Raw genomic sequence first — 19672 nt, forward strand, 5'->3', positions numbered from 1 at the left:
AGGCTGCTCGGGGTCGTTGCCTGCGGACGGTAGCAGCGCCCGCGCGCGCTCCCGGCCTTGGTCTCAGAGAGCCAGGGCGTACACCCCGAGGGGAAGCATCTCGAACCCGAGCCGCACCAGGGGGCCCTCCAGCCAGGGCAGCGCCGGGATCATCACCTTGATCTTGGCCGCCCGTTGCCCGGCAGCCAGGTCCACCAGGGCCAGCGCCATGGCGTGGGCGTCGTCAGGGGTGGTCTCCAGCCAGTTGACCTCCAGCGCCTCGTCGTCCGGGGCGGCCATCGCCCAGCCGGGCCGGCCCTCGAAGAGACTGCGGCTGCGGGCTGCCGCCAGGAGGTGGTCGACCGAGAGGCGGCGCCACACCCATCCCGTGGCGAACAGGCCGTGGGCCGCCCGGGCAAGCTCGCCGCCCGACCAGGAGAGAAGGGCGGGCTCGGCCTCGGCCGATGGTGCGGTCGAGAGGCGCTCGCTCGGCGGGACCCGTCTTCCGCCGTTGCCCTCGGGGACCGGAGAGCCCTCACCAACGGCTCTCCATCCCCGCCTGAAGTCGGCGACCCTGCGGAATCCCATCTTCTCGGCCTGGGTGCGAGCAGCAGTGTTGGTGTCCTCGGTGGCGAGCCGGGCCACGGTGGCGCCCTGGCCGGCCGCCCACTCCCACAGCGACCGGGTGATGGCGCCGGCGAGGCCCTTTCGCCTGTGGTCGGGATGCACCCGGGTGCCCTGCAGCCAGCATTCGTTGGCGCCGACCATCTGGGTGCGGCCCACGGCGACCACGTCGCCTTCTACCTCGGCCACCAGCACCCGAGAGTCGGGAGCCTCCATCCACTCCGGGATGGCCTCGGCCACGTAATCGCCCCATGCGAACGTGTCCGTCGTCCACGAGGCGATGCGGGGAACGTCTTCGAGTCGAGCAGGGCGGATCAGCATCACCGTCAGGGTATTACCGGCCCGGGAGGCGATCGACGGAGGTCAGTACTCGGCGAGTGCCCGCGCCCGAGCGACGATCCCGGCGACGTTGGGCATGAGCTCCTCCTCGAGGGCGCCGGCGAACGGGAAGGTGGGAACGTCCGGCGTGGCGTACCGGCGCACCGGGGCATCGAGCCACTCGAACGACTTCTCCCCGATCTGCGCCGCCACCTCGGCTCCGAACCCGCCGAACTCGTTGTCCTCGTGGACGATGAGCACCTTCGAGGTGCGCCTCACCGCAGCCTCGATCGACGGCCAGTCGAGCGGCTTGATCGAGCGCAGGTCGAGAACCTCAGCTTCGATCCCCTCGGCGGCGAGGATCTCGGCAGCCTCCATCGAGTAGTAGGCCATGGTTCCGTAGGCGATGATGGTGATGTCGCGACCGGACCGCCGCAACGCCGCCTTCCCCAGCGGCACGCGGTACTCACCCCGGGGGAACGGGCCCTTCGCCAGGCGGTACAGCTTCTTCGGCTCCAGGATCATCACCGGGTCCGGGTCCTCGAACGCCGCCCACAACAGCCCCTTGACGTCCGCCGGAGTGGACGGCACCACCACCTTGAGGCCGGGGACGTGGGCATAGAAGGCCTCGATCGATTGGCTGTGGTACAGCGCCCCGTGGATCCCCCCGCCGTACGGAGTGCGGATCACGATCGGGCAGTTCCACTGTCCCGCGGTCCGATAGTTGAGGCGGGCCGCCTCGGAGACGATCTGGTCGAAGGCGGGGTGGATGAAGTCGGCGAACTGGATCTCGGCCAGCGGCCGTCCCCCCGCCGCCGCCATCCCGATGGCGGTCCCCACGATCTGCGACTCGGCCAAAGGCATGTTGAAGCAGCGATCCGGTCCGAAAGCCTCGGTGAGCCCGACCGTCGCCTTGAACACCCCACCCTTGGGATCGGCCACATCCTCACCGAACACTGTGGCGCGCTCGTCGGCGGCGAGGATCTCGTGGAGGGTCTTGTTGACCGCTCCGATCAGGTTGGTCTCCTCACCTTCCGGGGAAGGCTCGGGAGCCGACGCGCCTTCCGTGGGTCGGAACGGCGCCGCGTAGACGTGGGCGTGTGCATCGACGGGATCCGGTGCCGACTCCGACCGCTCCACGGCGGCGCTCACCTCGGCCAGGCACTCCTCGTCGACGGCAGCCTCCGCCTCGGCGTCGAGCAGGCGGTTCTCCACCAGGTACTGCTTGAGGACCCCGATCGGGTCGCGCTTGCGCCAGGTCTCCACCTCCTCAGCCGATCGGTACAGCTTGTCGTCGTCGTCCGAGGTGTGGGCGTAGTGGCGATAGGTCCGGGCCTCGATGAAGCTGGGACCACCGCCTGTGCGGGCCCTCTCCACCGCCTGGGACGCCGCCCGGTAGACCTCGAGGATGTCGTTGCCGTCGATCGACTCCGAGTGGATGCCGTAGGCGGCGGCTCGGTCGGCGAGTGAGCCCGCCACCTCTTGGATCACAGGGACCGAGATGGCGTACTGGTTGTTCTCGATGACCACGACAACTGGGAGGCGGTGGATGGCGGCCACGTTGAGGGCTTCGTGGAAGTCGCCCTCGGAGGTGGAACCCTCGCCGCCCCACACCATGACCACCCCATCGTCACCGGTGCGGCGGAGTTCCATGGCGATTCCGGTGGCGTGCGGGTACTGGGTGGCGATCACCGACGAGTGGCTGAAGATGTTCAGGGCCCGATGCGACCAGTGGTTGGGCATCTGCCGACCCCCGCTGTTGGGATCGGCGGCCTTGGAGAACACGCCGAGGAAGAGCTCCTCGGCGGTCATCCCGAGGGCGAGGGCGGCAGCCACATCCCGGTAGTAGGGCAGAGCCCAGTCCCTGCCCCGCTCCAAGGCGAGGGCGGTGCCCACCTGAGCCGCCTCGTGTCCCGCCGACGACACCACGAACGGCGCCCGGCCCTGCCGGTTGAGCGCCCACATCCGGTCGTCCACCCGGCGCGCCAGCACCATCGTCCGGTACATGTGCAGTGTGTCGTCGTCGCTCAGCCCGAGGGAGAGATGATCGTGTGTCGACTCGATTCCGATGGCCAAGGGTGTTCCTCCGTCAGTTGCGGTCGTCGCCGTCGCGGCGGAACAGCCGCAGGTTGCCGATCTCGGAGATGCGCTCCTCGGCGAGGTCGACGGCGGCCCGGTGCGGGGTCACACCCCTCTCCCGGGAGTTCTCCAGGATCCGCAGCGTGTTGTCGAAGATCTTGTCGATGCGGGCCGCCGCCTTGTCCACCGTGTAACCGCGCAGCTCCTCGCTCACGTTGATCAGACCGCCGGCGTTCACCACGAAGTCGGGGGCGTAGAGGATGTCGCGCTCGGCCAGCCGGTCGGCGTCTTCGGGTTCGGTCAGCTGATTGTTGGCGGAGCCGACGATCGCCTGGCACCTGAGACGGGGAATGGTCTCGGCGTTGAATGCGCCGCCCAACGAGCACGGTGAGAAGACGTCGCATTCGACGTCGAAGATCTGGTCGGGCTCGACCACGGTCACCGATGGGAAGCGCCGCCTGATCGCCTCGACGGCAGGGGGATACACGTCGGCGACCGTGACCCGGCCTCCCTGCTCCACGAATCGGCGCACCAGGTCCGATCCGACCTTTCCGACCCCGAGCACCGCCATGTGACGACCGGTGATCTCCTCCCTATCGAGAAAGCGCAACACCGCTCGAACCGCCGCCATGAGCCCGCGGGCCGTGGCCGGGGACGGGTCGCCCGATCCCCCCTCCTCGACCGGAGTGCCCACCACCCACCTGGTCTCGCGTCGGATGAGTTCCATGTCGGAGGCGTCGGTGCCCACGTCCTCGGCGGTGATGTAACGGCCCCGCAGCGAGTCGACCACGCGCCCGTAGGCGCGCCACAAGCGTTCCGACTTGATCTTGCGCGGGTCTCCGATGATCACCGACTTGCCCCCGCCCAGGTCGAGACCAGCGGCGGCAGCCTTGAGGGTCATCGCACCCGACAGCCGCAGGACGTCGTCGAGGGCGTCGGCTTCGGATCCGTAGGGAAAGAAACGGGTCCCGCCGAGGGCGGGACCCAGTGCCGTGGAGTGGATGGCGATGATCGCCTTGAGGCCCGATACGGGATCGGATCCGAAGACGACCTCCTCGTGACCGCGATCACCGAGAGCATCGAACACACCCAAGGCCGGTTCCTTTCCTGACGAGGACGACTCCGAGTCTATACCCGGGGTCGCCGGTGGCACCCGGGGAGATGGTCACCGGCGTTGGGTACGATGAGCGGATGGCGGTCGCCTCGTACCTCCGCGTCTATCTGCCGGCCGAAAGGGTCGAGGACCTGCTCGAGCACGTGGCCGAGGGGAAGCGGGTCGCTCCGGTGCTCACCCGCGGCGAGTTCGGTTTGTGGTCGGAATCGTCTCGTGACGACGCCTTCGTGATCGAGTTCGAGGGTCGCCGGTACGTGTGCCCCCGACATGCCCGCCTCCGCATGCTCGAAGGCCTGCTCGCATTCCGCAACGCCTACGGCGGATCGCCGGTCGAAACCCTGGTGCCGGAGGGCACGGCGGCCCGTGCCGCCGACGAGCTGGAGCACATCCGGCATCGGCTCCCCGGTGTGCGCAGTCAGATCCTCACCAGCCCGTTCTACGTGCCGCTTCGTTGGTTCGCCGCCTTCGACCCGGGTGAGCGCATGTTGGTCCAGGAGGACGGCGAGGTGGTCTCGATCCTGCATCGCACCCTTGTGCGGCGAGCGTCACGCCGCCTGCGACGGGTGGCCGAGGTCCTCGAGGCGGTGGGTTTCGAGGATCCGGTCGTCGAGCAGATCGAAGATCTTGCCCGCTGGGTGGGCGCATTCCCCGGCGAGGCCGTGCTCGAGCTGGACTACGGGAGCGTCGCGATGCTGTTCACGGCAGCCGAGCTGGCGGTGGACGAGACGGCGGCAGAGGTGGCAGCCTCCATAGACGCCCTCGAGGAAGACGACTTCGAACAGGCGGGCGAGCGCTACGCCGTCGCCGCTTCTCGCTGGGCCCATGCCCAGTCGTTGGGACATGTCAACTGACGGCTACGTCGATCCGGTGGAGCGGCAGATCCGGGCTGCCATCGAGCGGGGGGATTTCGACCACCTGCCTGGAGCCGGCAAGCCGATCCCCGATCTGGCCCGGGAGTACGAGCCCGGATGGTGGGCCAAGCGCTTCCTGGAGAGGGTGAAGGTCGAAGACGCCGCCCGCGACCTGCGGGCGCTGATCCGCAGCGAGATGCCGAAGCTGCGGGTGATGCAGGACCGGGAGGCGGCCATGCAACGCATCGCCGAGATCAACGAGATGGTGGACGAGGTCAATGCCCGGCTTCCCGAGGGCGAGAAGGTCGGCCGGGTCGAGTGATCGAGTCTGTGGCCACCGGCGTGGTCAGGGCCAGGATCGAACTGGCGACCTCCGGTTTTTCAGACCGGCGCTCTCCCAACTGAGCTACCTGACCGTGGCGGGGACGACGGGATTTGAACCCGCGACCTCCGGCTTGACAGGCCGGCGTGAACTCCAGGCTTCACCACGCCCCCAAGTGCCCCCAACGGGATTCGAACCCGTGTTTCCGGCTTGAAAGGCCGGCGTCCTGGGCCGCTGGACGATGGGGGCTGGCCCCGGGCGAGGATACCTGGCCCTCCGTCGTCCGGCCCGAAGGCCCGGCGAGTATATACGTCGCCAGGCCCGGTGAAGGCGGAGGGCGGCCCCCAAGGGGCCGCCCTCTCGCGACACATTGCTTCGGTTTCGCCTCAGGCGGTCTTGCGTCCCATGAGGAGGCCGACCAGCCCTGCGATCGCCCCGGCGATCATGATCCACATGCCGATGCCCATCGAGACACCCTCGGTCCCCATGATGTCGAAGAAGTTGAGCAGTGCCACGCCGGCACCGATGAGCAACCCCAGCCAGCCCACCCAGATGGGGAGTGACTTGCCGGAGAACGTCATGTAGCCGGCGGCGGCGAGCACAACGCCTCCGATGAGTGTGAACCAACCGTCGCCACCGTCCATGCCCGAGACGCTGAGGCCCAGCCCAGCGAGTCGGTGGCCCATGACAGGAACGAACCGATTGCCAGGGCGGCACCCCCGATGATCGTGAGGCCGGCAGCCTGCTTGCTGTCCATAGAAGTCTTCCCCTTCCTAGGTGTCGGACTTGGACATGCTACCGACCTCATAGGGGCGGCGCGGTAGGACCTCGAAGTGGCCTTGCTCGCCTCCAGCCGGACTCGCCAGAGGGTCGACGGTCAGGGGCCGATCACCGGTCCGGTCGGCTCGAAGTCCTCGTCGGTGGGGGTGGCGTACTCGAGGAGCTCCATCACCCGGGTCGTGCCGCCTCCCGACAGGCTGGTCTCCATGAGCAAGGTGAACCCGAGTTGGTCGTCGATGCACTGGCGGTAGGTCTCGGTGGTGCCGGGCGGCGTGTACTGCCAGCAGATTCCGGTTCGTCCGGCGATGGTTCCGTCCATCGCCACAAGTGAGGAGCCGGGGACGTCGTTGCCGGTCGACAAGAGGAGGAAGGAGGCGGCGAACGGCCCCAACAGCCCCTGGATCAGCGCATCGGCGGTCACTCCCGCGAGGACGATGCATTGACCGTCCTCACACATCATCGTCTCCTCACCGTTGGAGATGATCTTCGCCTCCCCGGTGATGATGGAGCTTCGGATGGGGTCGGATGTGGGGTCTTGGGCCATGACCACCGTCTCGGGGTCCTCGTCCTGATCACCCATCAGGTAGGTGAGTCTCAGCGGCGTGGAGGCGTACACGTCGAGCAGCGCCTGGATGTCGCCGCCAACCGTTCCAGAGCCGCCTGCCGCCGTGGTGTCGGTCGCGCCGCCTGCCGCCGTGGTGGCGGTGCCGCTGTCTGCGGCCGTCGTAGCCGCCCCGGCGCCGGTCGTGGTGGTGGCGTCGTCGTCTCCGCAAGCGGCGACGACGAGGACTAGGGCGAGGGCGATCGAGAAGCGGCGCATGAGTTCACTCCGTTGGTCGTCGGCGACAGCCGAGCGTAACCCAAGGCCCGGGCTGCACCCGCCATTTCCGGCCTCAGGCCCGCCGGGTACCTGATGCGCTCGGCGTGTCCGGAGTGTGGCACTGGTTACGCTGCTGCTCCTGGCCGTCTTGGGCGACGCCGGGCCGGTAGCTCAACCAGGCAGAGCAGCGGGCTTTTAACCCGAAGGTTGTGGGTTCGATTCCCACCCGGCCCACCAGCGGTTTCGCTCCTCTCGGCCCGATCCCTGCCCGGGATCGGGCCTCGTCACAGGTGTCGTCATCGAGGGTTGCGTCCCGGCGTTTGGTGTTCGGGTCGCCGCTTGGGGTCGTTGTGGGGGGCTGTGGCGGGGCGATAGAAGACGGTTCGATTCCCACCCGGCCCACCAGCGGTTTCGCTCCTCTCGGCCCGATCCCTGCCCGGGATCGGGCCTCGTCACAGGTGTCGTCATCGAGGGTTGCGTCCCGGCGTTTGGTGTTCGGGTCGCCGCTTGGGGTCGTTGTGGGGGGCTGTGGCGGGGCGATAGAAGACGGTTCGATTCCCACCCGGCCCACTTCGTTCCTCCCCCCGCAGGGGGGAGTACCCCGGAGGGGGGAGGGGGGCAGACCCTGACCGACCTTTGTCGCGTGTTGCCACCGCGCTCCGTCACACCACCAACCGTGCCACGGCTCGGAGCGACCGCGGCTCCGCCGCCGCCTCCCATGGTCGAGCCACCACCTGCCAGGCGAGGGCGAGTGCCCATGCTGGCAGCGAGACGTCGGCCCGGACGGTGAGCCGGTTGTACGACCAGGGGGTCCCGGAGATCGTGGCCACCGGAAAGGCACCGACACGGAGCGACCAACGGCGAGGCCTCGGCTCGCTCACCAGATCGAAGCCGTACCCGGATCCCGAGATCTCCCAACGGCGGCCCCACCACGACCTCCGCACGATCCTGCCCAGCTCTCGGCCGTCCTCGAGGAACACCACCGTCCCCCAGCCTTCGGGACGCATCTCGACGGGCACTGCGCCGATCCGCCCCTGGGACAGGTGGCGGGAAGGGAGGCGAACGAAGGTGCCGATCACCTCTCCTGCGATCAGATCCCAGCGGTTGGAGAGGAACCGGGAGGCGAACCGGGCGTCGCCCATGATCATGGGATGCCTGCGCACCGTCATCCTCCGAATGTAGCCAGGTCGGGCCGCCCCGAGAGGCGACGAATCACTCCGCCGGCCTGCCCGGCGACGTCGGCTGATGAAGCACGTACCAGGCAGCCCATGCCCACACCGCCGCCAGGATCCCCCGGGCGACGGGATGGGGCAGCACCCACACCATCGAGTATCCGAAGGCCAGGCTCATCGCCGCCACCGCCACGACCTTGGTGCGAAGCGGGATCCCCCGGCCGTCGTAGAAATCGGAGATGAAGCGGCCGAAGCGGCGGTGGTTCACCAGCCAGGAGTGGACCCGGTTCGAGGACCGGGCCAGGAGGTAGGCGGCGAGAAGCAGTGGCCCCGTGGTGGGGATCAAGGGAAGGAACGCCCCGGCGACCCCGATGCCCAGGAACCCGACCCCCAGTACGAAGTACACCGGTCGCAGCCATCTACGGATCTCGGCCTCGTGTCCCTTCACGACGGCCGAGGGTATCGGCGCCTTTTTCGACGGGGATTCGGCATAAGCCACTCAGGCGGCTTCGGGCAGAGGCTCCATCGAGAGTCGGACCAGGAAGAACTGGACCACTGGCCCCACGCCCAGGCTGAAGAGGACGGTTCCCACACCGACGGTGCCGCCGAGGAGCCACCCGGCGGCGAGGACGGTCACCTCGATGAATGTGCGTACCACTCCCACGGACACTCCCCGCCGGGCCAGGCCGGTCATGAGACCGTCGCGGGGACCCGGTCCCATTCCGGCCCCTATGTAGAAGCCGGAGCCGGACCCGATCAGCAGCAGGCCCGCCACCAGGAACCCCCAACGCAGGACCATCGCCTCCGGCTGCCGCAACCAGAGCAGGGTGAGGTCGATGGCCACTCCTATCAGGACGGCATTGAGCAAAGTGCCCACGCCGACGCGTTCGCGCAGCGGGATCCACAACAGCAGGACCAGGAGCCCGGTGATGATCCCGACGGTTCCCAGCGGAATCGGGACATGGCGTGAGATCCCCTGGTGGAGCACCTCCCACGGCGGCAGGCCCAGCCCTGAGGCGACCATCAGGGCCAGACCCAGGCCGAACTCGACGAGACCGAGAAACAGGCGCGGAAGGCGCCGGGCGAGTTCGTGTCGATCGGGGAACGGAAGCACGGGTGGATGCTACGACGACACTCGCCGGACCCCGCCCGACGCCGACGGCGTACGCTTCCCGGGTGCGACTGCACCTGATCGACGGCACATACGAGCTGTTCCGCTCCCACTTCGGAGCGCCGTCCCGCACCTCACCCACCGGCCAGCAGGTGGCCGCCGTCCACGGGATCATGTCCAGCACACTCGCCCTGATCGATGGCGGAGCGACCCACCTCGCGGCCGCCTTCGACACGGTGGTCCGGTCCTTTCGCAACGACCTCTATCCCGGTTACAAGACCGAGTCGGGCGTCCCGGAGGAACTGCTCGCCCAGTTCCCCCTGGCCGAGGAGGGGCTCGAGGCCATGGGCGTGGTGGTGTGGCGGATGGAGGAGTACGAGGCCGACGACGCCATCGCCACCGCGGTTCGTCTCTTCGGTGACGCCTTCGAACAGGTGGTGATGATGTCGCCCGACAAGGACCTGACCCAGTGCGTCGTCGGATCGCGGGTGGTCTCGTTCGACCGGCGCCGGGGCGCCTTCGTCGACGAGGCGGGCGTGATCGAGAAGTTCGGGGTGCCTCCCGGATCCATTCCCGACTACCTGGGCCTGGTGGGCGACGCCTCGGACGGGTTTCCCGGCGTGCCCGGCTGGGGTGCCAAGTCGGCCGCCGCGGTCCTCTCCCGATACCGGCACATCGAGCAGATCCCGCTCGAACCCGAGCGCTGGGAGGTCGAGGTGCGGGGGGCGCAGCGGCTCGCCGCGGCGCTACGCGCCAACCTGGCCGATGCCCTCGTCTTCAGGTTTCTCGCCCGCCTGCGCGACGACGTGCCCCTCGACACCACCCTCACCGACCTCGAGTGGCAGGGGGTGCCGCGATCAGCCTTCCTCGCCTTCTGCGAGCGGATGGGGTTCGAGTCGCTCGCTGGGAGGCCGCAGCGATGGCTCGACTGAACCTTTCGACGGTCTAGGGTCGAGGCCATGAAGTTCGGAGCATTCGTCCCCCAGGGTTGGCGCATGGATCTTGTCGGGATTCCCGTGGCCGAGCAGTGGCCGGTCATGCTCGCAGCGGCGAAGCGGATCGAAGATCTCGGATACCACACCGCGTGGGTGTACGACCACTTCCACACGGTCCCCGAGCCCACTCAGGAGTCCACCTTCGAGTGCTGGACCCTCATGGCAGCACTGGCGGCCACGACGCAGCGGGTGAGGCTCGGTCAGATGTGCACGTGCAACTCGTACCGCAACCCGGCATACATGGCCAAGGTGGCGTCGAGCGTCGACGTGATCTCCGGCGGTCGCCTCGAGTTCGCCATCGGGGCCGGCTGGTACGAACACGAGTACCTGGCTTATGGGTACGGGTTTCCCTCGGCGGGCACCCGAATCGCCCAGCTGGCCGAGGCCGTCGAGATCATCAAGCGGATGTGGACCGAGGACGAGGCGACCTTCGAGGGCCGGCACTACTCGGTGCACGGTGCGATCAACCGTCCGCGGCCCATCCAGGAGCCGCACCCGCCCCTCTGGGTCGCCGGCGGGGGCGAGCGCAAGACGCTGCGGGTCGTCGCCGAGCACGCCGACTTCTCCAACTTCGCCGGCACCCCCGAGGCCTTCAGAGAGAAGAGCGCCATCCTCGACAGGCACTGCGAGGAGGTGGGCCGAGATCCCGCCGAGATCGGGCGGACGATCCACTTGCTGATCACGGTGGCGCCCGATGAGGCGACCCTCCAACCGGTGCTGGAGCGCGTCGCGTCCCAGGCGGGAAGGCCGGTCGAGGCCTATCTGCGCAGCAGCCAGGTCGTGGCGGGCACGCCACAGCAGGTGATCGACCGGCTCGGCGAGTACGCCGATGCCGGGTGTGTCGATGTGACCGGATACTTCGGCGACGCCGTCTGGGGTGAGTCCCTGGATGTGTTCGCCTCCGAGGTCGCTCCCGCACTCCGGTAGTGCCGGCGTCGGTCGGGGAGATCGATGCCGACCCCGGGCCAGTCCTCCGCCCCAGGGAGTGGCGACTACACTCGCCCGCCGTGAGCGCCATCGCGATTCGGGGACTGGTCAAGACCTACGGGGAGGTCGAGGCGGTGCGCGGCATCGACCTCTCGGTGGCAGCGGGCGAGGTGTTCGCCCTGCTTGGGCCCAACGGCGCCGGCAAGACCACCACGGTGGAGATCTTGGAGGGCCATCGGGATCGCACCGAGGGGGAGGTCGAGGTGCTGGGGCACGACCCGGGACGCGCCGGGCGGGAGTTCCGGGAGCGGATTGGGATCGTCCTGCAGACCTCGGGGATCGATGGCGAGCTGTCGGTGCGCGAGACCCTGCAGATGTACGGAGCCATGTATCCGCGGCGCCGCAAGGTGGACGAGGTGATCGAGATCGTCGGGCTCGGCGAGAAGGCCGACGCCTGGGTGAAGACCCTCTCCGGGGGCCAGAAGCGTCGCGTCGACCTCGCTCTGGGCATCATCGGCGATCCCGACCTCATCTTCCTCGACGAGCCCACCACCGGATTCGACCCGTCTGCCAGGCGTCGATCCTGGGAGCTGGTCGACAACCTGCGGTCCCTGGGAAAGACCATCCTGCTCACCACCCACTACATGGACGAGGCGCAGAACCTGGCGGACCGGGTGGCGGTGATCGCAGGGGGCAGGATCGTGGCCGAGGGCGCTCCCGACACCCTCGGTGGTCGCCAGGAAGCCCATACCCGGGTGTCGTTTAGAGCCATCCCCGGTTCCACTCCCCCCGCACCCTTCGATGTCCCGCCAGGCAGTGATGGCATGGTGCATGCGGGAGTGGTCGACCCGACGCGAGCCCTGCACGAGCTCACCGATTGGGCGCTGCGGCAGGGGGTGGTGCTCGATTCGCTGGCGGTGACGCGACCGTCGCTCGAGGACGTCTACCTGCAGCTCACCGGCGAGGGCGACCATGGTTGAGGGTCGGGTCTCCACAAGGGTGCTGGCCTGGCAGCAGGTCCGCTACCAGAACCGGCTCTTCTGGCGTACGCCCCTGGCCGCCTTCTTCACCCTCGCCTTCCCGCTCATGTTCCTGCTGCTGTTCGCCACCCTGTTCGGTACGGAGAAGATAGAGATCCCCGGTCGGGGCACCTTCTCGGTGGCTCAGTTCTACGCCCCGGCGCTGGCCGTGTTCGCCGCCGCCACCGCCACCTACACCAACATAGGGATTCAGACCGCCATCGCTCGGGACCAGGGAATCCTCAAGCGGTTCCGGGGAACCCCGCTTCCCTCCTGGACCTACATGGCGGGACGGATCGGGTCGGGCGTATGGATCGCCTTCCTGGCGGTGGCGATCATGGTCGGCGTCGGCGTGCTCGCCTACGACCTGACCCTGGACCCCGCCAAGCTTCCCGCCCTGCTGCTCACCTTTGCCGTGGGCGCAGCCTGCTTCGCCGCCCTCGGGCTGGCCCTGGCTGCGGTTGCTCCCAACGGCGACTCCGCCCCGGCGATCGCCAACGCCACGATCCTCCCGCTGGCGTTCGTCTCCGACGTGTTCATCGCCATGGGGGATCCCCCACAGTGGCTGACCATCCTCGGCAACATCTTTCCCTTGAAGCACTTCGTGCGGGCGTTCCAGGACGCCTTTCAGCCCACGGTCGATCCGCCTGCCTTCGCCTGGGACCACCTGGCGGTGATGGCCGCCTGGGGGGTTGCTGGGGCGCTGTTCGCCATCCGCTTCTTCACCTGGGAGCCGAGGGAGTCCTCAGGCGGCCGGCGGCTCCGGCGACGCAAGATCGCCGCCGGGTGACATGCGGTCCGTATCCGGTTGGAGTCGGGGTCACCGGCGGATAGCGTGGCGCCGCACGCTTCTCACGGGGGAGTCAGATGTCTGAGTACGCCGCCAGGGTGGAGAACGCCACCAAGGTCTACGGAGAGGGCAACGCCGCCGTCCGGGCTCTGGACGGCATCAGCGTCGCCTTCGAGCAGGGGAGGTTCACGGCGATCATGGGGCCCTCCGGCTCGGGCAAGTCAACCCTCCTGCACTGCGTCGCCGGGCTCGATGACCTCACCGACGGCTCGGCGTACATCGGCGACGTCCGCCTCGGCGACCTCTCGGATCGCCAGCTCACCATGCTGCGTCGTGAGAGCGTCGGCTTCATCTTCCAGGCCTTCAACCTGATCCCCACGCTCGATGCTTCGGAGAACATCACGCTGCCGGTGGACATCGCCGGGAGGCGGGCCGACCCGGCGTGGTTCGACACCGTGGTCGACACCATCGGGCTGCGTGACCGGCTGTCTCACCGTCCCTCCGAGCTCTCGGGTGGTCAGCAACAGCGGGTGGCGGCGGCACGTGCCCTGGTCTCCCGTCCCGAGATCGTGTTCGCCGACGAGCCATCGGGGAACCTCGACTCCCGATCGGGTGCCGAACTGCTCGGGTTCATGCGCCAGGCCGTCGACGAGTTCGGCCAGACGATCGTCATGGTGACCCATGACCCGATGGCGGCCGCCTACGCCGACCGCGTGGTGTTCCTCGCCGACGGTCGCGCTGTCGGTGAGCTCCGCCAGCCAACAGCCGAGGGGATCCTGGAGCACCTCAAGTCGATGGCGGGCTGAGCGGTGGCGATGATCGGACTCGGGCTGAAGAGCGTCCTGGCGCACAAGGTGCGGCTGGCGATGACCGCCCTGGCGATAGTGCTCGGCGTCGCCTTCGTCGCCGGCACGTACGTGTTCACCGACAGCATCAAGGCGTCCTTCGACAGCCTCTTCTCCGACGTCGACCAGGGCGTCGACCTCTACGTGCGCGGCGTGACAGAGTTCGGATTCTCCATCCCCATGATCGACGAGGGCCTGGTCGCAGAGGTGGCGGCGGTTCCGGGCGTGCAGCGGGCGGTGCCATCGGTCGACGGCCTCGCTCAGCTGGTGGGGAAGGACGGCAAGCCGATCGGTGGCAACGGCCCTCCGACGCTCGGATTCTCCTATCTGCCGGAGGGGGAGGGTCTCACGCCGGTGGCGTTGCGCGAGGGGGACTGGCCCCGGGACTCCGGCGACCTGGTCATCGACTCCTTCGCCGCCGATGCGAACGGAATAGTCGTCGGGGACGAGATCGAGGTGATCGTTCCCGCAGGGGTGGAAACGTTCACGGTCACCGGGATCGTCACCTTCGGAGACGCCGACAACCTCCTGGGTGCGACGCTGGCCATCTTCGAGTTCGAGACCGCCCAGCGACTCTTCGACGCCACCGACCTGGTGACCTCGATCGCCGTGGTCATCGAAGAGGGGTTCGATGGCGATGCCGTCGGGCTGTCCATCGCCGCCCTGCTGCCAGAGCGGGTCGAGGTGGTGACCGGCGAGCAGCAGACTGCCGACAACCTGGAGGAGGTCAACGAGGGGCTCGGGTTCCTCAACACGATCCTCCTGGTGATCGCAGGCGTGGCGGTGTTCGTCGGCGCCTTCCTGATCCAGAACACCTTCCGGATCATCGTGGCGCAGCGGACCAAGGAGCTGGCGATGCTCCGCGCCGTGGGCGCCACCGGTCGCCAGGTCACCGGGATGGTCGGGATCGAGGCGCTGGCGGTCGGCGTCGTCGCCTCGGCAGTCGGAATCCTCGTGGGGGTGCTCATCGCCATCGGGCTCAGGGGAGCGTTCTCCAGCTTCGGTTTCGGGATTCCGGCGTCAGGCCTGCTGGTCAAGCCCCGCACCATCGTCGTCGGGATGACGGTCGGAGTGGTGGTCACCGTCGTGGCCGCCCTGCTCCCCGCCTGGAAGGCTTCCCGGGTGCCGCCGGTTGCGGCCCTGCGCGAAGTTGCCGCACCACCCCGCTCGCTCGGGCGGCGCATCGTCGCCGGGATGCTGGCCACCGCCCTCGGTGCCGCGTTGCTCCTCGTCGGCCTGATCGCCAAGCCGGGGAACGCCATCACCCTCGTGGGGGTCGGCGCCCTGGTGGTGTTCATTGGGGTCTCGATGCTGGCTCCGCTGGTGGCGCGGCAGTTCGCCCGGTTCGTGGCGGCTCCCCTGGCGAAGCGCTCCCTGGTCGCACGCCTGGCCCAGGAGAACGTGATGCGCCAGCCTCGCCGGACGGCGGCGACCGCATCGGCCCTGATGATCGGTGTCGCCCTGGTGAGCGTCATCGCCGTGTTCTCCGCCTCGGCCAAGGCCGGCGTGTCCCAGGTGTTCGAGGAGGATTTCGCCACCGATTTCCAGATCAGGCTCGAGGGGTTCTCCGATCCCAGGATCACGGGCATGCCGCCGACCCTCGTCGACGAGCTGCGGCTGCTCCCCGAGCTGGGTCTCGTCGTGCGGGACCGGGTGGGCGAGTTCCGGTGGGATGAGACGTCCGCCGAGACGTTCCTCCTCGCCGTCGACGGGCCGTTTCACGAGGTGGTCAACATCGAGATGGCCGAAGGTTCTGCAGCCGACCTGGGACCGGGCCGGGCACTGATCGCCCTGGCCGATGCCGAGCGGCTCGGTGTGGGCGTCGGCGACACGGTCACGTTCCAGGTGACCTCCCTCGAGAAGGTCGAGGTGGAGGTGGCGGGTGTGTTCGACGACGAGGCGCTCGGGGTTCCGCTGATCATCGACATGACCACCTACGAGCAGGTGATCTCGTTCCGGCTCGATCGGTTCGTCTACATCCAGGTGGCCGAAGGCGTCGACCCGGCTGCGGCCAGAGCCGCCATCGAGACCGTCACCGATCGCTACCCGAACGCCGATCTCACCGACACCGAGGAGCTGATCGGGGACATCGAGTCCCAGATCGACGGGCTGCTCAATCTGCTGGTGGTCCTGCTCGGGTTTGCCATCGTGATCGCCCTCCTCGGGATCGTGAACACCCTGGCCCTCTCCATCTCGGAGCGGAAGCGCGAGATCGGCCTGCTGCGGGCGGTGGGCATGTCGCGTCGTCAGGTGAAGCGCACCATTCGAATCGAGGCGATCCTCATCGCCCTGTTCGGAGGGCTGCTCGGCCTGGTCGTGGGGGCGATCCTCGGAGCGGCCGTGGTGCTGGCCGTCGGCCAGGGACTGAAGCTGACCCTTCCCGCCGGCCAGATGTTCGGTTACCTGGTGGCCGCCGCCCTGGTAGGGGTGCTGGCGGCGATGGTCCCGGCCCGACGCGGTGCCAGAATGGACATCCTCGAGGCGATCTCCTACGAGTAGCCGCCGGCGTCTGAGCCGTTTCGCCACCGGGCTGGCTTAACCTCGACGCCATGTGCGGCCGTTTCGTCCAGGCCCAGAGCCCCCGGGCCTACGCATCCCACTTCGGTGCCGAGGTGGCCGGCGAGGACTCGCCTTCGCCGTCGTGGAACGTGGCGCCAACCCGAAAGGTCGGTGTCGTCCTGGAGCGTGACGGGCGTCGGCTGTTCGCACCACTGCGTTGGGGCCTCATCCCCGGCTACGCCAAGGACCCGTCGATCGGCTCGCGCCTCATCAACGCCCGTGCCGAGACCCTCGCCGAGAAGCCGACCTTCAAGGGGGCGTTGCGGACCCGACGCTGCATGGTGCCAGCCGATGGCTTCTACGAGTGGGAGAGGCGAGAGACCGGCGGAAAGCTGCCCCACTACGTGCACTCGGCCGACGGGACCCCGCTTGCGCTCGCCGGCTTGTGGGGAAGGTGGCGGGCGCCCGATGGGGAGCTCATCGATTCCTTCACCATCGTCACCACCCGTCCCAACGCCGTCCTGGCTCCGATCCACGATCGCATGCCGGCGATTCTCCCGCCGGAGAACTGGGAGGCCTGGCTGGACCCCGGCTTCGACGACGTCGAGGCCCTCACCGCAATGCTGGCGCCTGCAACCGAGGGATCCCTCACCGAGCACCCAGTCTCCACGCTGGTGAATCGCGTCGAGAACGACTTCCCCCGGTGCGTCGCTCCGCTGGAGTGATCAGCGCCGGAACGGCACCGAGTGCTCCCAGTCGGCTAGCAGGGTGCGCAGGGCGGTGACGAAGGAGAGCGGCTGATCGAGGATGAGGTGGTGGTGCGCCTCGGGGATGGTCACCACGGGGGAGACCCGACCCATGAGCTCGTACATGTACTCGGCGGTGTCCTGGGGGACCACCACCGAGTGCTCGCCGCGCAGCAGCGCCACCCGGCATCGAACCGCTGCCAGCTGCTCGTTCATCGCCACCAGGGAGTGCGAGAAGAGGTGGTGGTCGAACTTCCAGGTCCAGCCGGCCGCGGTCTCTCGTAGCGAGTTGCGGGCGACGTGGTCCAGCACCCACGGGTCGGGCTCCGGCTGCGGCGGGATCAGGTGAAAGTGGGTGAGGGCGGTCTCCAGGTCGGGGTAGGTTCCCGGGGCCCGGAAGGCGCCGCCTCGGCTGCCCTCCTCCGACTCGGGGTCTGGCTTGCGCACAGGGGCGTCCAGGATCACCGCTCCGGCAAGCAGGTCGCCGTAGGTGGCGGCGGTCTGGATCGTGACCAGCCCCCCGAGGGAGTGGCCGACCAGCACCGGTGGTCCCGGGAAGCGCATCTCCTCGCATACCGCCATCACCTCACGTGCCCACTGCGGATGGGAGTAGCGCTCCCTGCGTCCACTCTCGCCGTGACCGCTCAGGTCAATGGCGACCACGTGGTGCTCGTCGGTGAACATCGGCGCCAGGTGAGCCCACCACTCTGCGTGGGCGGCTCCGCCGTGGACCAGAACCAGCCCGGGACGGTCGGGCTCTCCCCACTCGATGAGGTTGATCCGGCAGCCGTCGACCTCCACCTGGCGCCGACGGCGGTCGGCACCCAGGGCACGCTTGAACCAATCAGGCGCCGGCATCTGCCACCTCCAACTGGGCCCAGGCACGGGCGAAAGCACCCGCGAGCACCTCGGGAGAGTAGGGGCCGCCCGCTGCTGCCGCCTCCTGTGGCGACATGCCCTCGGCGTGTCGCTCCCGGGCCAGCCTGGCCACGACACGCAGCTCCTCCTGCTGGGTGGCGACGAACTCGGCGTCGACGGTGTCGCCATGTCCGGGCACGACCACCCCGCCGCCCAGAGAGACCACCGCATCCAGCGACGATGGCCAGTCGAGAGGGAAGGAGTCGCCGAATGCAGGGGGGGCTCCCTCTTCGATCAGGTCGCCGGCGAAGAGGACGTCCTTGCCGGTGAGCGAGATCACGATGTCGTTGTTCGTGTGACCGCGGCCCGGATGCAGCATCTCGACGGGGACACCGCCCAGCGAGACCGTGGCCCGGCTGGAGAAGGTGAATGCGGGCGGTGTCACCACGACCTCGTCCATCGCCTCGGCCAGGTCGGGAGCGAGGCGCTTCACCTCCTGGCGCATCTGTTCGCCATGCTCGACGAGGGTGGCGGCACAACGCTCGTGGCCCCAGATGGCGGCATCGGGGAACACCTGGTTGCCGAAGGTGTGGTCCCAGTGGTGGTGGGTGTTGATCACCCATCGAACCGGCAGCCGGCTGATCTGGCGCAGGCTGGCTGCCAGGTCCCGTCCCTGGGCGCGGTTGGCCCGGGTGTCCACGATCAGCATCCCACCGTCGCAGACGACGGCCCCGACGTTCAGGTCCAGGGAGCGATGCCGCCGCACCCACACCCGGTCGGCGATCTCACGCCACTTCTCCGTCATGGGCCAAGGGTATCGGCGGGCGAGGCACCCCCGTCCAGGAGCCGTCGCAGGCGGGGTTACGATCGCCCGGTGATCCTGGCCGTGATCCTCCTCGTCTCCGGATTGGTCGCCCTCACCCTCGGCGCCGACCGCTTCGTGCTCGCCGCCGGCCGGCTGGCCCGGATCTGGGGACTGTCACCGGTTCTGATCGGTGCTCTGGTCATCGGGCTGGGGACGTCGGCACCCGAGATGCTGGTCTCGGCGCTGGCGGCGGGGCGGGGCGAGATCGACATCGCCATGGGCAACGTCGTCGGGTCGAACGTGGCCAACATGACCCTGGTGCTCGGCGCCGCTGCCCTCATCGCTCCGGTGTCCTCACGGGTCCACACCATCCGGCGCGAGGGCTTCGCCATGGCGGGCGGCCTGCTGCTGTTGAGCGTCCTGCTTTGGAACCTGGAGCTGGTGCGGTGGGAGGCGGCGATCCTGATCGCGGGGATGTTGGCGGTGGGCGTGGTCCTGGTCGCATGGGCCCGTGACGACGCCGCCAAGGGGCGGCTTCCCGAGGAGCATCGTGTCCCCTGGCGGGGTTCGGTGCGCCTGGAGGCGCTGATCGGAGTGGCGACACTTGGGATCACCCTGCTCGGGGCCGACCTTCTGGTGCGGGGGGCATCGGACCTGGCTCACCGGGCCGGGATATCGGCCGCCTTCATCGGGCTGGTGATCGTCTCGGTGGGAACCTCCCTTCCCGAGTTGGCCACCGCCCTGGCGGCGGCGCGCCGTTCCGAGTCCGACCTGGTGCTGGGCAACGTCCTTGGCTCCAACCTGTTCAACTCGCTCGCCGTGGCCGGCACCGCCGGGATGGTCGGTCCGGGCGTGGTCGACGCCACCTTCCGCAACGCCCTCGGGTTCATGGTCGTCACCGGCATCATCGCCGGCATCTTCGCCCGCACCGGTCGCATCGAGCGATGGGAGGGCCTGGTCTTGCTGGCGGTGTTCCTCGGGTTCGTGGTTCTCGTGGCGTGAGGGAGTCGGCCTCCTC

General features: G+C 68.7%; 20 protein-coding genes and 4 tRNA genes. 11 read left to right on the plus strand and 13 right to left on the minus strand.

The annotated features are described in order from the left end of the window. Nucleotides 1-63: 63 nt before the first annotated feature. The 3 genes from QY307_07970 to QY307_07980 are packed head-to-tail and all read right to left on the minus strand — an operon-like array spanning nt 64 to nt 4093. The gene (locus tag QY307_07970) at nt 64-924 is read right to left on the minus strand and encodes a GNAT family N-acetyltransferase (protein ID WKZ82020.1); all 861 of its coding nucleotides are present in this window, start codon (nt 922-924) and stop codon (nt 64-66) included. A 42-nt stretch (nt 925-966) separates the two neighbouring features. Continuing rightward, on the minus strand, nt 967-2997 hold the full coding sequence (locus tag QY307_07975) for a thiamine pyrophosphate-dependent enzyme (GenBank protein ID WKZ82021.1): 2031 nt from the start codon (nt 2995-2997) through the stop codon (nt 967-969). 13 nt (nt 2998-3010) lie between these two features. Further along, entirely contained in the window at nt 3011-4093 is a 1083-nt protein-coding gene (locus QY307_07980; protein WKZ82022.1) for a Glu/Leu/Phe/Val dehydrogenase, read from the minus strand. 98 nt (nt 4094-4191) lie between these two features. Here QY307_07980 and QY307_07985 point away from each other — a divergent pair, with 98 nt between their 5' ends. Next, nucleotides 4192-4965: a hypothetical protein gene (locus tag QY307_07985; GenBank protein WKZ82023.1), complete on the plus strand. Its 774-nt coding sequence runs from the start codon at nt 4192-4194 to the stop codon at nt 4963-4965. Further along, nucleotides 4955-5287, plus strand: coding sequence for a DUF1992 domain-containing protein (locus tag QY307_07990; protein ID WKZ82024.1), 333 nt, complete (start codon nt 4955-4957; stop codon nt 5285-5287). Before QY307_07985 ends, QY307_07990 begins: the two co-directional genes overlap by 11 nt. Before the next feature lie 21 nt (nt 5288-5308). Here QY307_07990 and QY307_07995 read toward each other — a convergent pair. From QY307_07995 to QY307_08015, 5 genes are all read right to left on the minus strand, one after another. Beyond that, nucleotides 5309-5381, minus strand: a tRNA-Phe gene (locus tag QY307_07995). A gap of 1 nt (nt 5382) precedes the next feature. Beyond that, nucleotides 5383-5460, minus strand: a tRNA-Asp gene (locus QY307_08000). A 3-nt stretch (nt 5461-5463) separates the two neighbouring features. Beyond that, nucleotides 5464-5536, minus strand: a tRNA-Glu gene (locus QY307_08005). A 137-nt stretch (nt 5537-5673) separates the two neighbouring features. After that, nucleotides 5674-5973, minus strand: coding sequence for a hypothetical protein (locus tag QY307_08010; protein ID WKZ82025.1), 300 nt, complete (start codon nt 5971-5973; stop codon nt 5674-5676). A 191-nt stretch (nt 5974-6164) separates the two neighbouring features. Continuing rightward, entirely contained in the window at nt 6165-6887 is a 723-nt protein-coding gene (locus QY307_08015; GenBank protein ID WKZ82026.1) for a hypothetical protein, read from the minus strand. 160 nt (nt 6888-7047) lie between these two features. Between QY307_08015 and QY307_08020 the strand changes: the two genes are divergently transcribed. After that, nucleotides 7048-7124, plus strand: a tRNA-Lys gene (locus QY307_08020). A gap of 425 nt (nt 7125-7549) precedes the next feature. Here the strand turns inward: QY307_08020 and QY307_08025 are convergent. Genes QY307_08025 through QY307_08035 form a run of 3 tightly spaced genes read right to left on the minus strand, consistent with a single transcriptional unit; the run spans nt 7550 to nt 9173 of the window. Continuing rightward, a complete protein-coding gene (locus QY307_08025) occupies nt 7550-8056 on the minus strand; it encodes a hypothetical protein (GenBank protein ID WKZ82027.1) in 507 nt (168 codons plus the stop codon). Nucleotides 8057-8099: 43 nt separating this feature from the next. After that, nucleotides 8100-8507: a YbaN family protein gene (locus tag QY307_08030; GenBank protein WKZ82028.1), complete on the minus strand. Its 408-nt coding sequence runs from the start codon at nt 8505-8507 to the stop codon at nt 8100-8102. Nucleotides 8508-8558: 51 nt separating this feature from the next. Next, nucleotides 8559-9173: a hypothetical protein gene (locus QY307_08035; GenBank protein ID WKZ82029.1), complete on the minus strand. Its 615-nt coding sequence runs from the start codon at nt 9171-9173 to the stop codon at nt 8559-8561. Between the two features lie 62 nt (nt 9174-9235). On the opposite strand from QY307_08035, the gene QY307_08040 reads away from it, so the two are divergent. From QY307_08040 to QY307_08070, 7 genes are all read left to right on the plus strand, one after another. Beyond that, a complete protein-coding gene (locus QY307_08040; GenBank protein ID WKZ82030.1) occupies nt 9236-10102 on the plus strand; it encodes a 5'-3' exonuclease H3TH domain-containing protein in 867 nt (288 codons plus the stop codon). 27 nt (nt 10103-10129) lie between these two features. Continuing rightward, nucleotides 10130-11092 (plus strand): LLM class F420-dependent oxidoreductase, encoded by a 963-nt coding sequence (locus QY307_08045; protein ID WKZ82031.1) that lies wholly within the window; start codon nt 10130-10132, stop codon nt 11090-11092. 80 nt (nt 11093-11172) lie between these two features. Continuing rightward, the gene (locus QY307_08050; GenBank protein WKZ82032.1) at nt 11173-12072 is read left to right on the plus strand and encodes an ABC transporter ATP-binding protein; all 900 of its coding nucleotides are present in this window, start codon (nt 11173-11175) and stop codon (nt 12070-12072) included. After that, nucleotides 12065-12901, plus strand: coding sequence for an ABC transporter permease (locus QY307_08055; GenBank protein WKZ82033.1), 837 nt, complete (start codon nt 12065-12067; stop codon nt 12899-12901). Before QY307_08050 ends, QY307_08055 begins: the two co-directional genes overlap by 8 nt. Nucleotides 12902-12978: 77 nt before the next feature. Next, the gene (locus QY307_08060; protein ID WKZ82034.1) at nt 12979-13707 is read left to right on the plus strand and encodes an ABC transporter ATP-binding protein; all 729 of its coding nucleotides are present in this window, start codon (nt 12979-12981) and stop codon (nt 13705-13707) included. Between the two features lie 9 nt (nt 13708-13716). Beyond that, nucleotides 13717-16245 (plus strand): ABC transporter permease, encoded by a 2529-nt coding sequence (locus QY307_08065; protein ID WKZ82035.1) that lies wholly within the window; start codon nt 13717-13719, stop codon nt 16243-16245. A 50-nt stretch (nt 16246-16295) separates the two neighbouring features. Further along, nucleotides 16296-16970, plus strand: a complete 675-nt coding sequence (locus QY307_08070; protein ID WKZ82036.1) for an SOS response-associated peptidase — start codon at nt 16296-16298, stop codon at nt 16968-16970. Here the strand turns inward: QY307_08070 and QY307_08075 are convergent, their stop codons facing one another. Continuing rightward, nucleotides 16971-17849, minus strand: coding sequence for an alpha/beta hydrolase (locus QY307_08075; protein ID WKZ82037.1), 879 nt, complete (start codon nt 17847-17849; stop codon nt 16971-16973). After that, on the minus strand, nt 17836-18654 hold the full coding sequence (locus tag QY307_08080) for an MBL fold metallo-hydrolase (protein ID WKZ82038.1): 819 nt from the start codon (nt 18652-18654) through the stop codon (nt 17836-17838). The genes QY307_08075 and QY307_08080 overlap by 14 nt, the downstream gene beginning before the upstream one ends. A gap of 69 nt (nt 18655-18723) precedes the next feature. Between QY307_08080 and QY307_08085 the strand changes: the two genes are divergently transcribed. After that, nucleotides 18724-19656: a calcium/sodium antiporter gene (locus QY307_08085; GenBank protein ID WKZ82039.1), complete on the plus strand. Its 933-nt coding sequence runs from the start codon at nt 18724-18726 to the stop codon at nt 19654-19656. Nucleotides 19657-19672: the final 16 nt, after the last annotated feature.

The organism is Acidimicrobiia bacterium (genome assembly GCA_030584185.1).
GTDB lineage: Bacteria > Actinomycetota > Acidimicrobiia > Spongiisociales > UBA11373.

Bases quoted from the DNA above. Each gene is read 5' to 3' on its own strand.
- QY307_07970 (WKZ82020.1), bottom strand. From the start codon at position 924: ATGCTGATCCGCCCTGCTCGACTCGAAGACGTTCCCCGCATCGCCTCG.
- QY307_07985 (WKZ82023.1), top strand. From the start codon at position 4,192: ATGGCGGTCGCCTCGTACCTCCGCGTCTATCTGCCGGCCGAAAGGGTC.
- QY307_07990 (WKZ82024.1), top strand. From the start codon at position 4,955: ATGTCAACTGACGGCTACGTCGATCCGGTGGAGCGGCAGATCCGGGCT.
- QY307_08010 (WKZ82025.1), bottom strand. From the start codon at position 5,973: ATGGGCCACCGACTCGCTGGGCTGGGCCTCAGCGTCTCGGGCATGGAC.
- QY307_08015 (WKZ82026.1), bottom strand. From the start codon at position 6,887: ATGCGCCGCTTCTCGATCGCCCTCGCCCTAGTCCTCGTCGTCGCCGCT.
- QY307_08025 (WKZ82027.1), bottom strand. From the start codon at position 8,056: ATGACGGTGCGCAGGCATCCCATGATCATGGGCGACGCCCGGTTCGCC.
- QY307_08045 (WKZ82031.1), top strand. From the start codon at position 10,130: ATGAAGTTCGGAGCATTCGTCCCCCAGGGTTGGCGCATGGATCTTGTC.
- QY307_08055 (WKZ82033.1), top strand. From the start codon at position 12,065: ATGGTTGAGGGTCGGGTCTCCACAAGGGTGCTGGCCTGGCAGCAGGTC.
- QY307_08060 (WKZ82034.1), top strand. From the start codon at position 12,979: ATGTCTGAGTACGCCGCCAGGGTGGAGAACGCCACCAAGGTCTACGGA.
- QY307_08065 (WKZ82035.1), top strand. From the start codon at position 13,717: ATGATCGGACTCGGGCTGAAGAGCGTCCTGGCGCACAAGGTGCGGCTG.
- QY307_08070 (WKZ82036.1), top strand. From the start codon at position 16,296: ATGTGCGGCCGTTTCGTCCAGGCCCAGAGCCCCCGGGCCTACGCATCC.
- QY307_08075 (WKZ82037.1), bottom strand. From the start codon at position 17,849: ATGCCGGCGCCTGATTGGTTCAAGCGTGCCCTGGGTGCCGACCGCCGT.
- QY307_08080 (WKZ82038.1), bottom strand. From the start codon at position 18,654: ATGACGGAGAAGTGGCGTGAGATCGCCGACCGGGTGTGGGTGCGGCGG.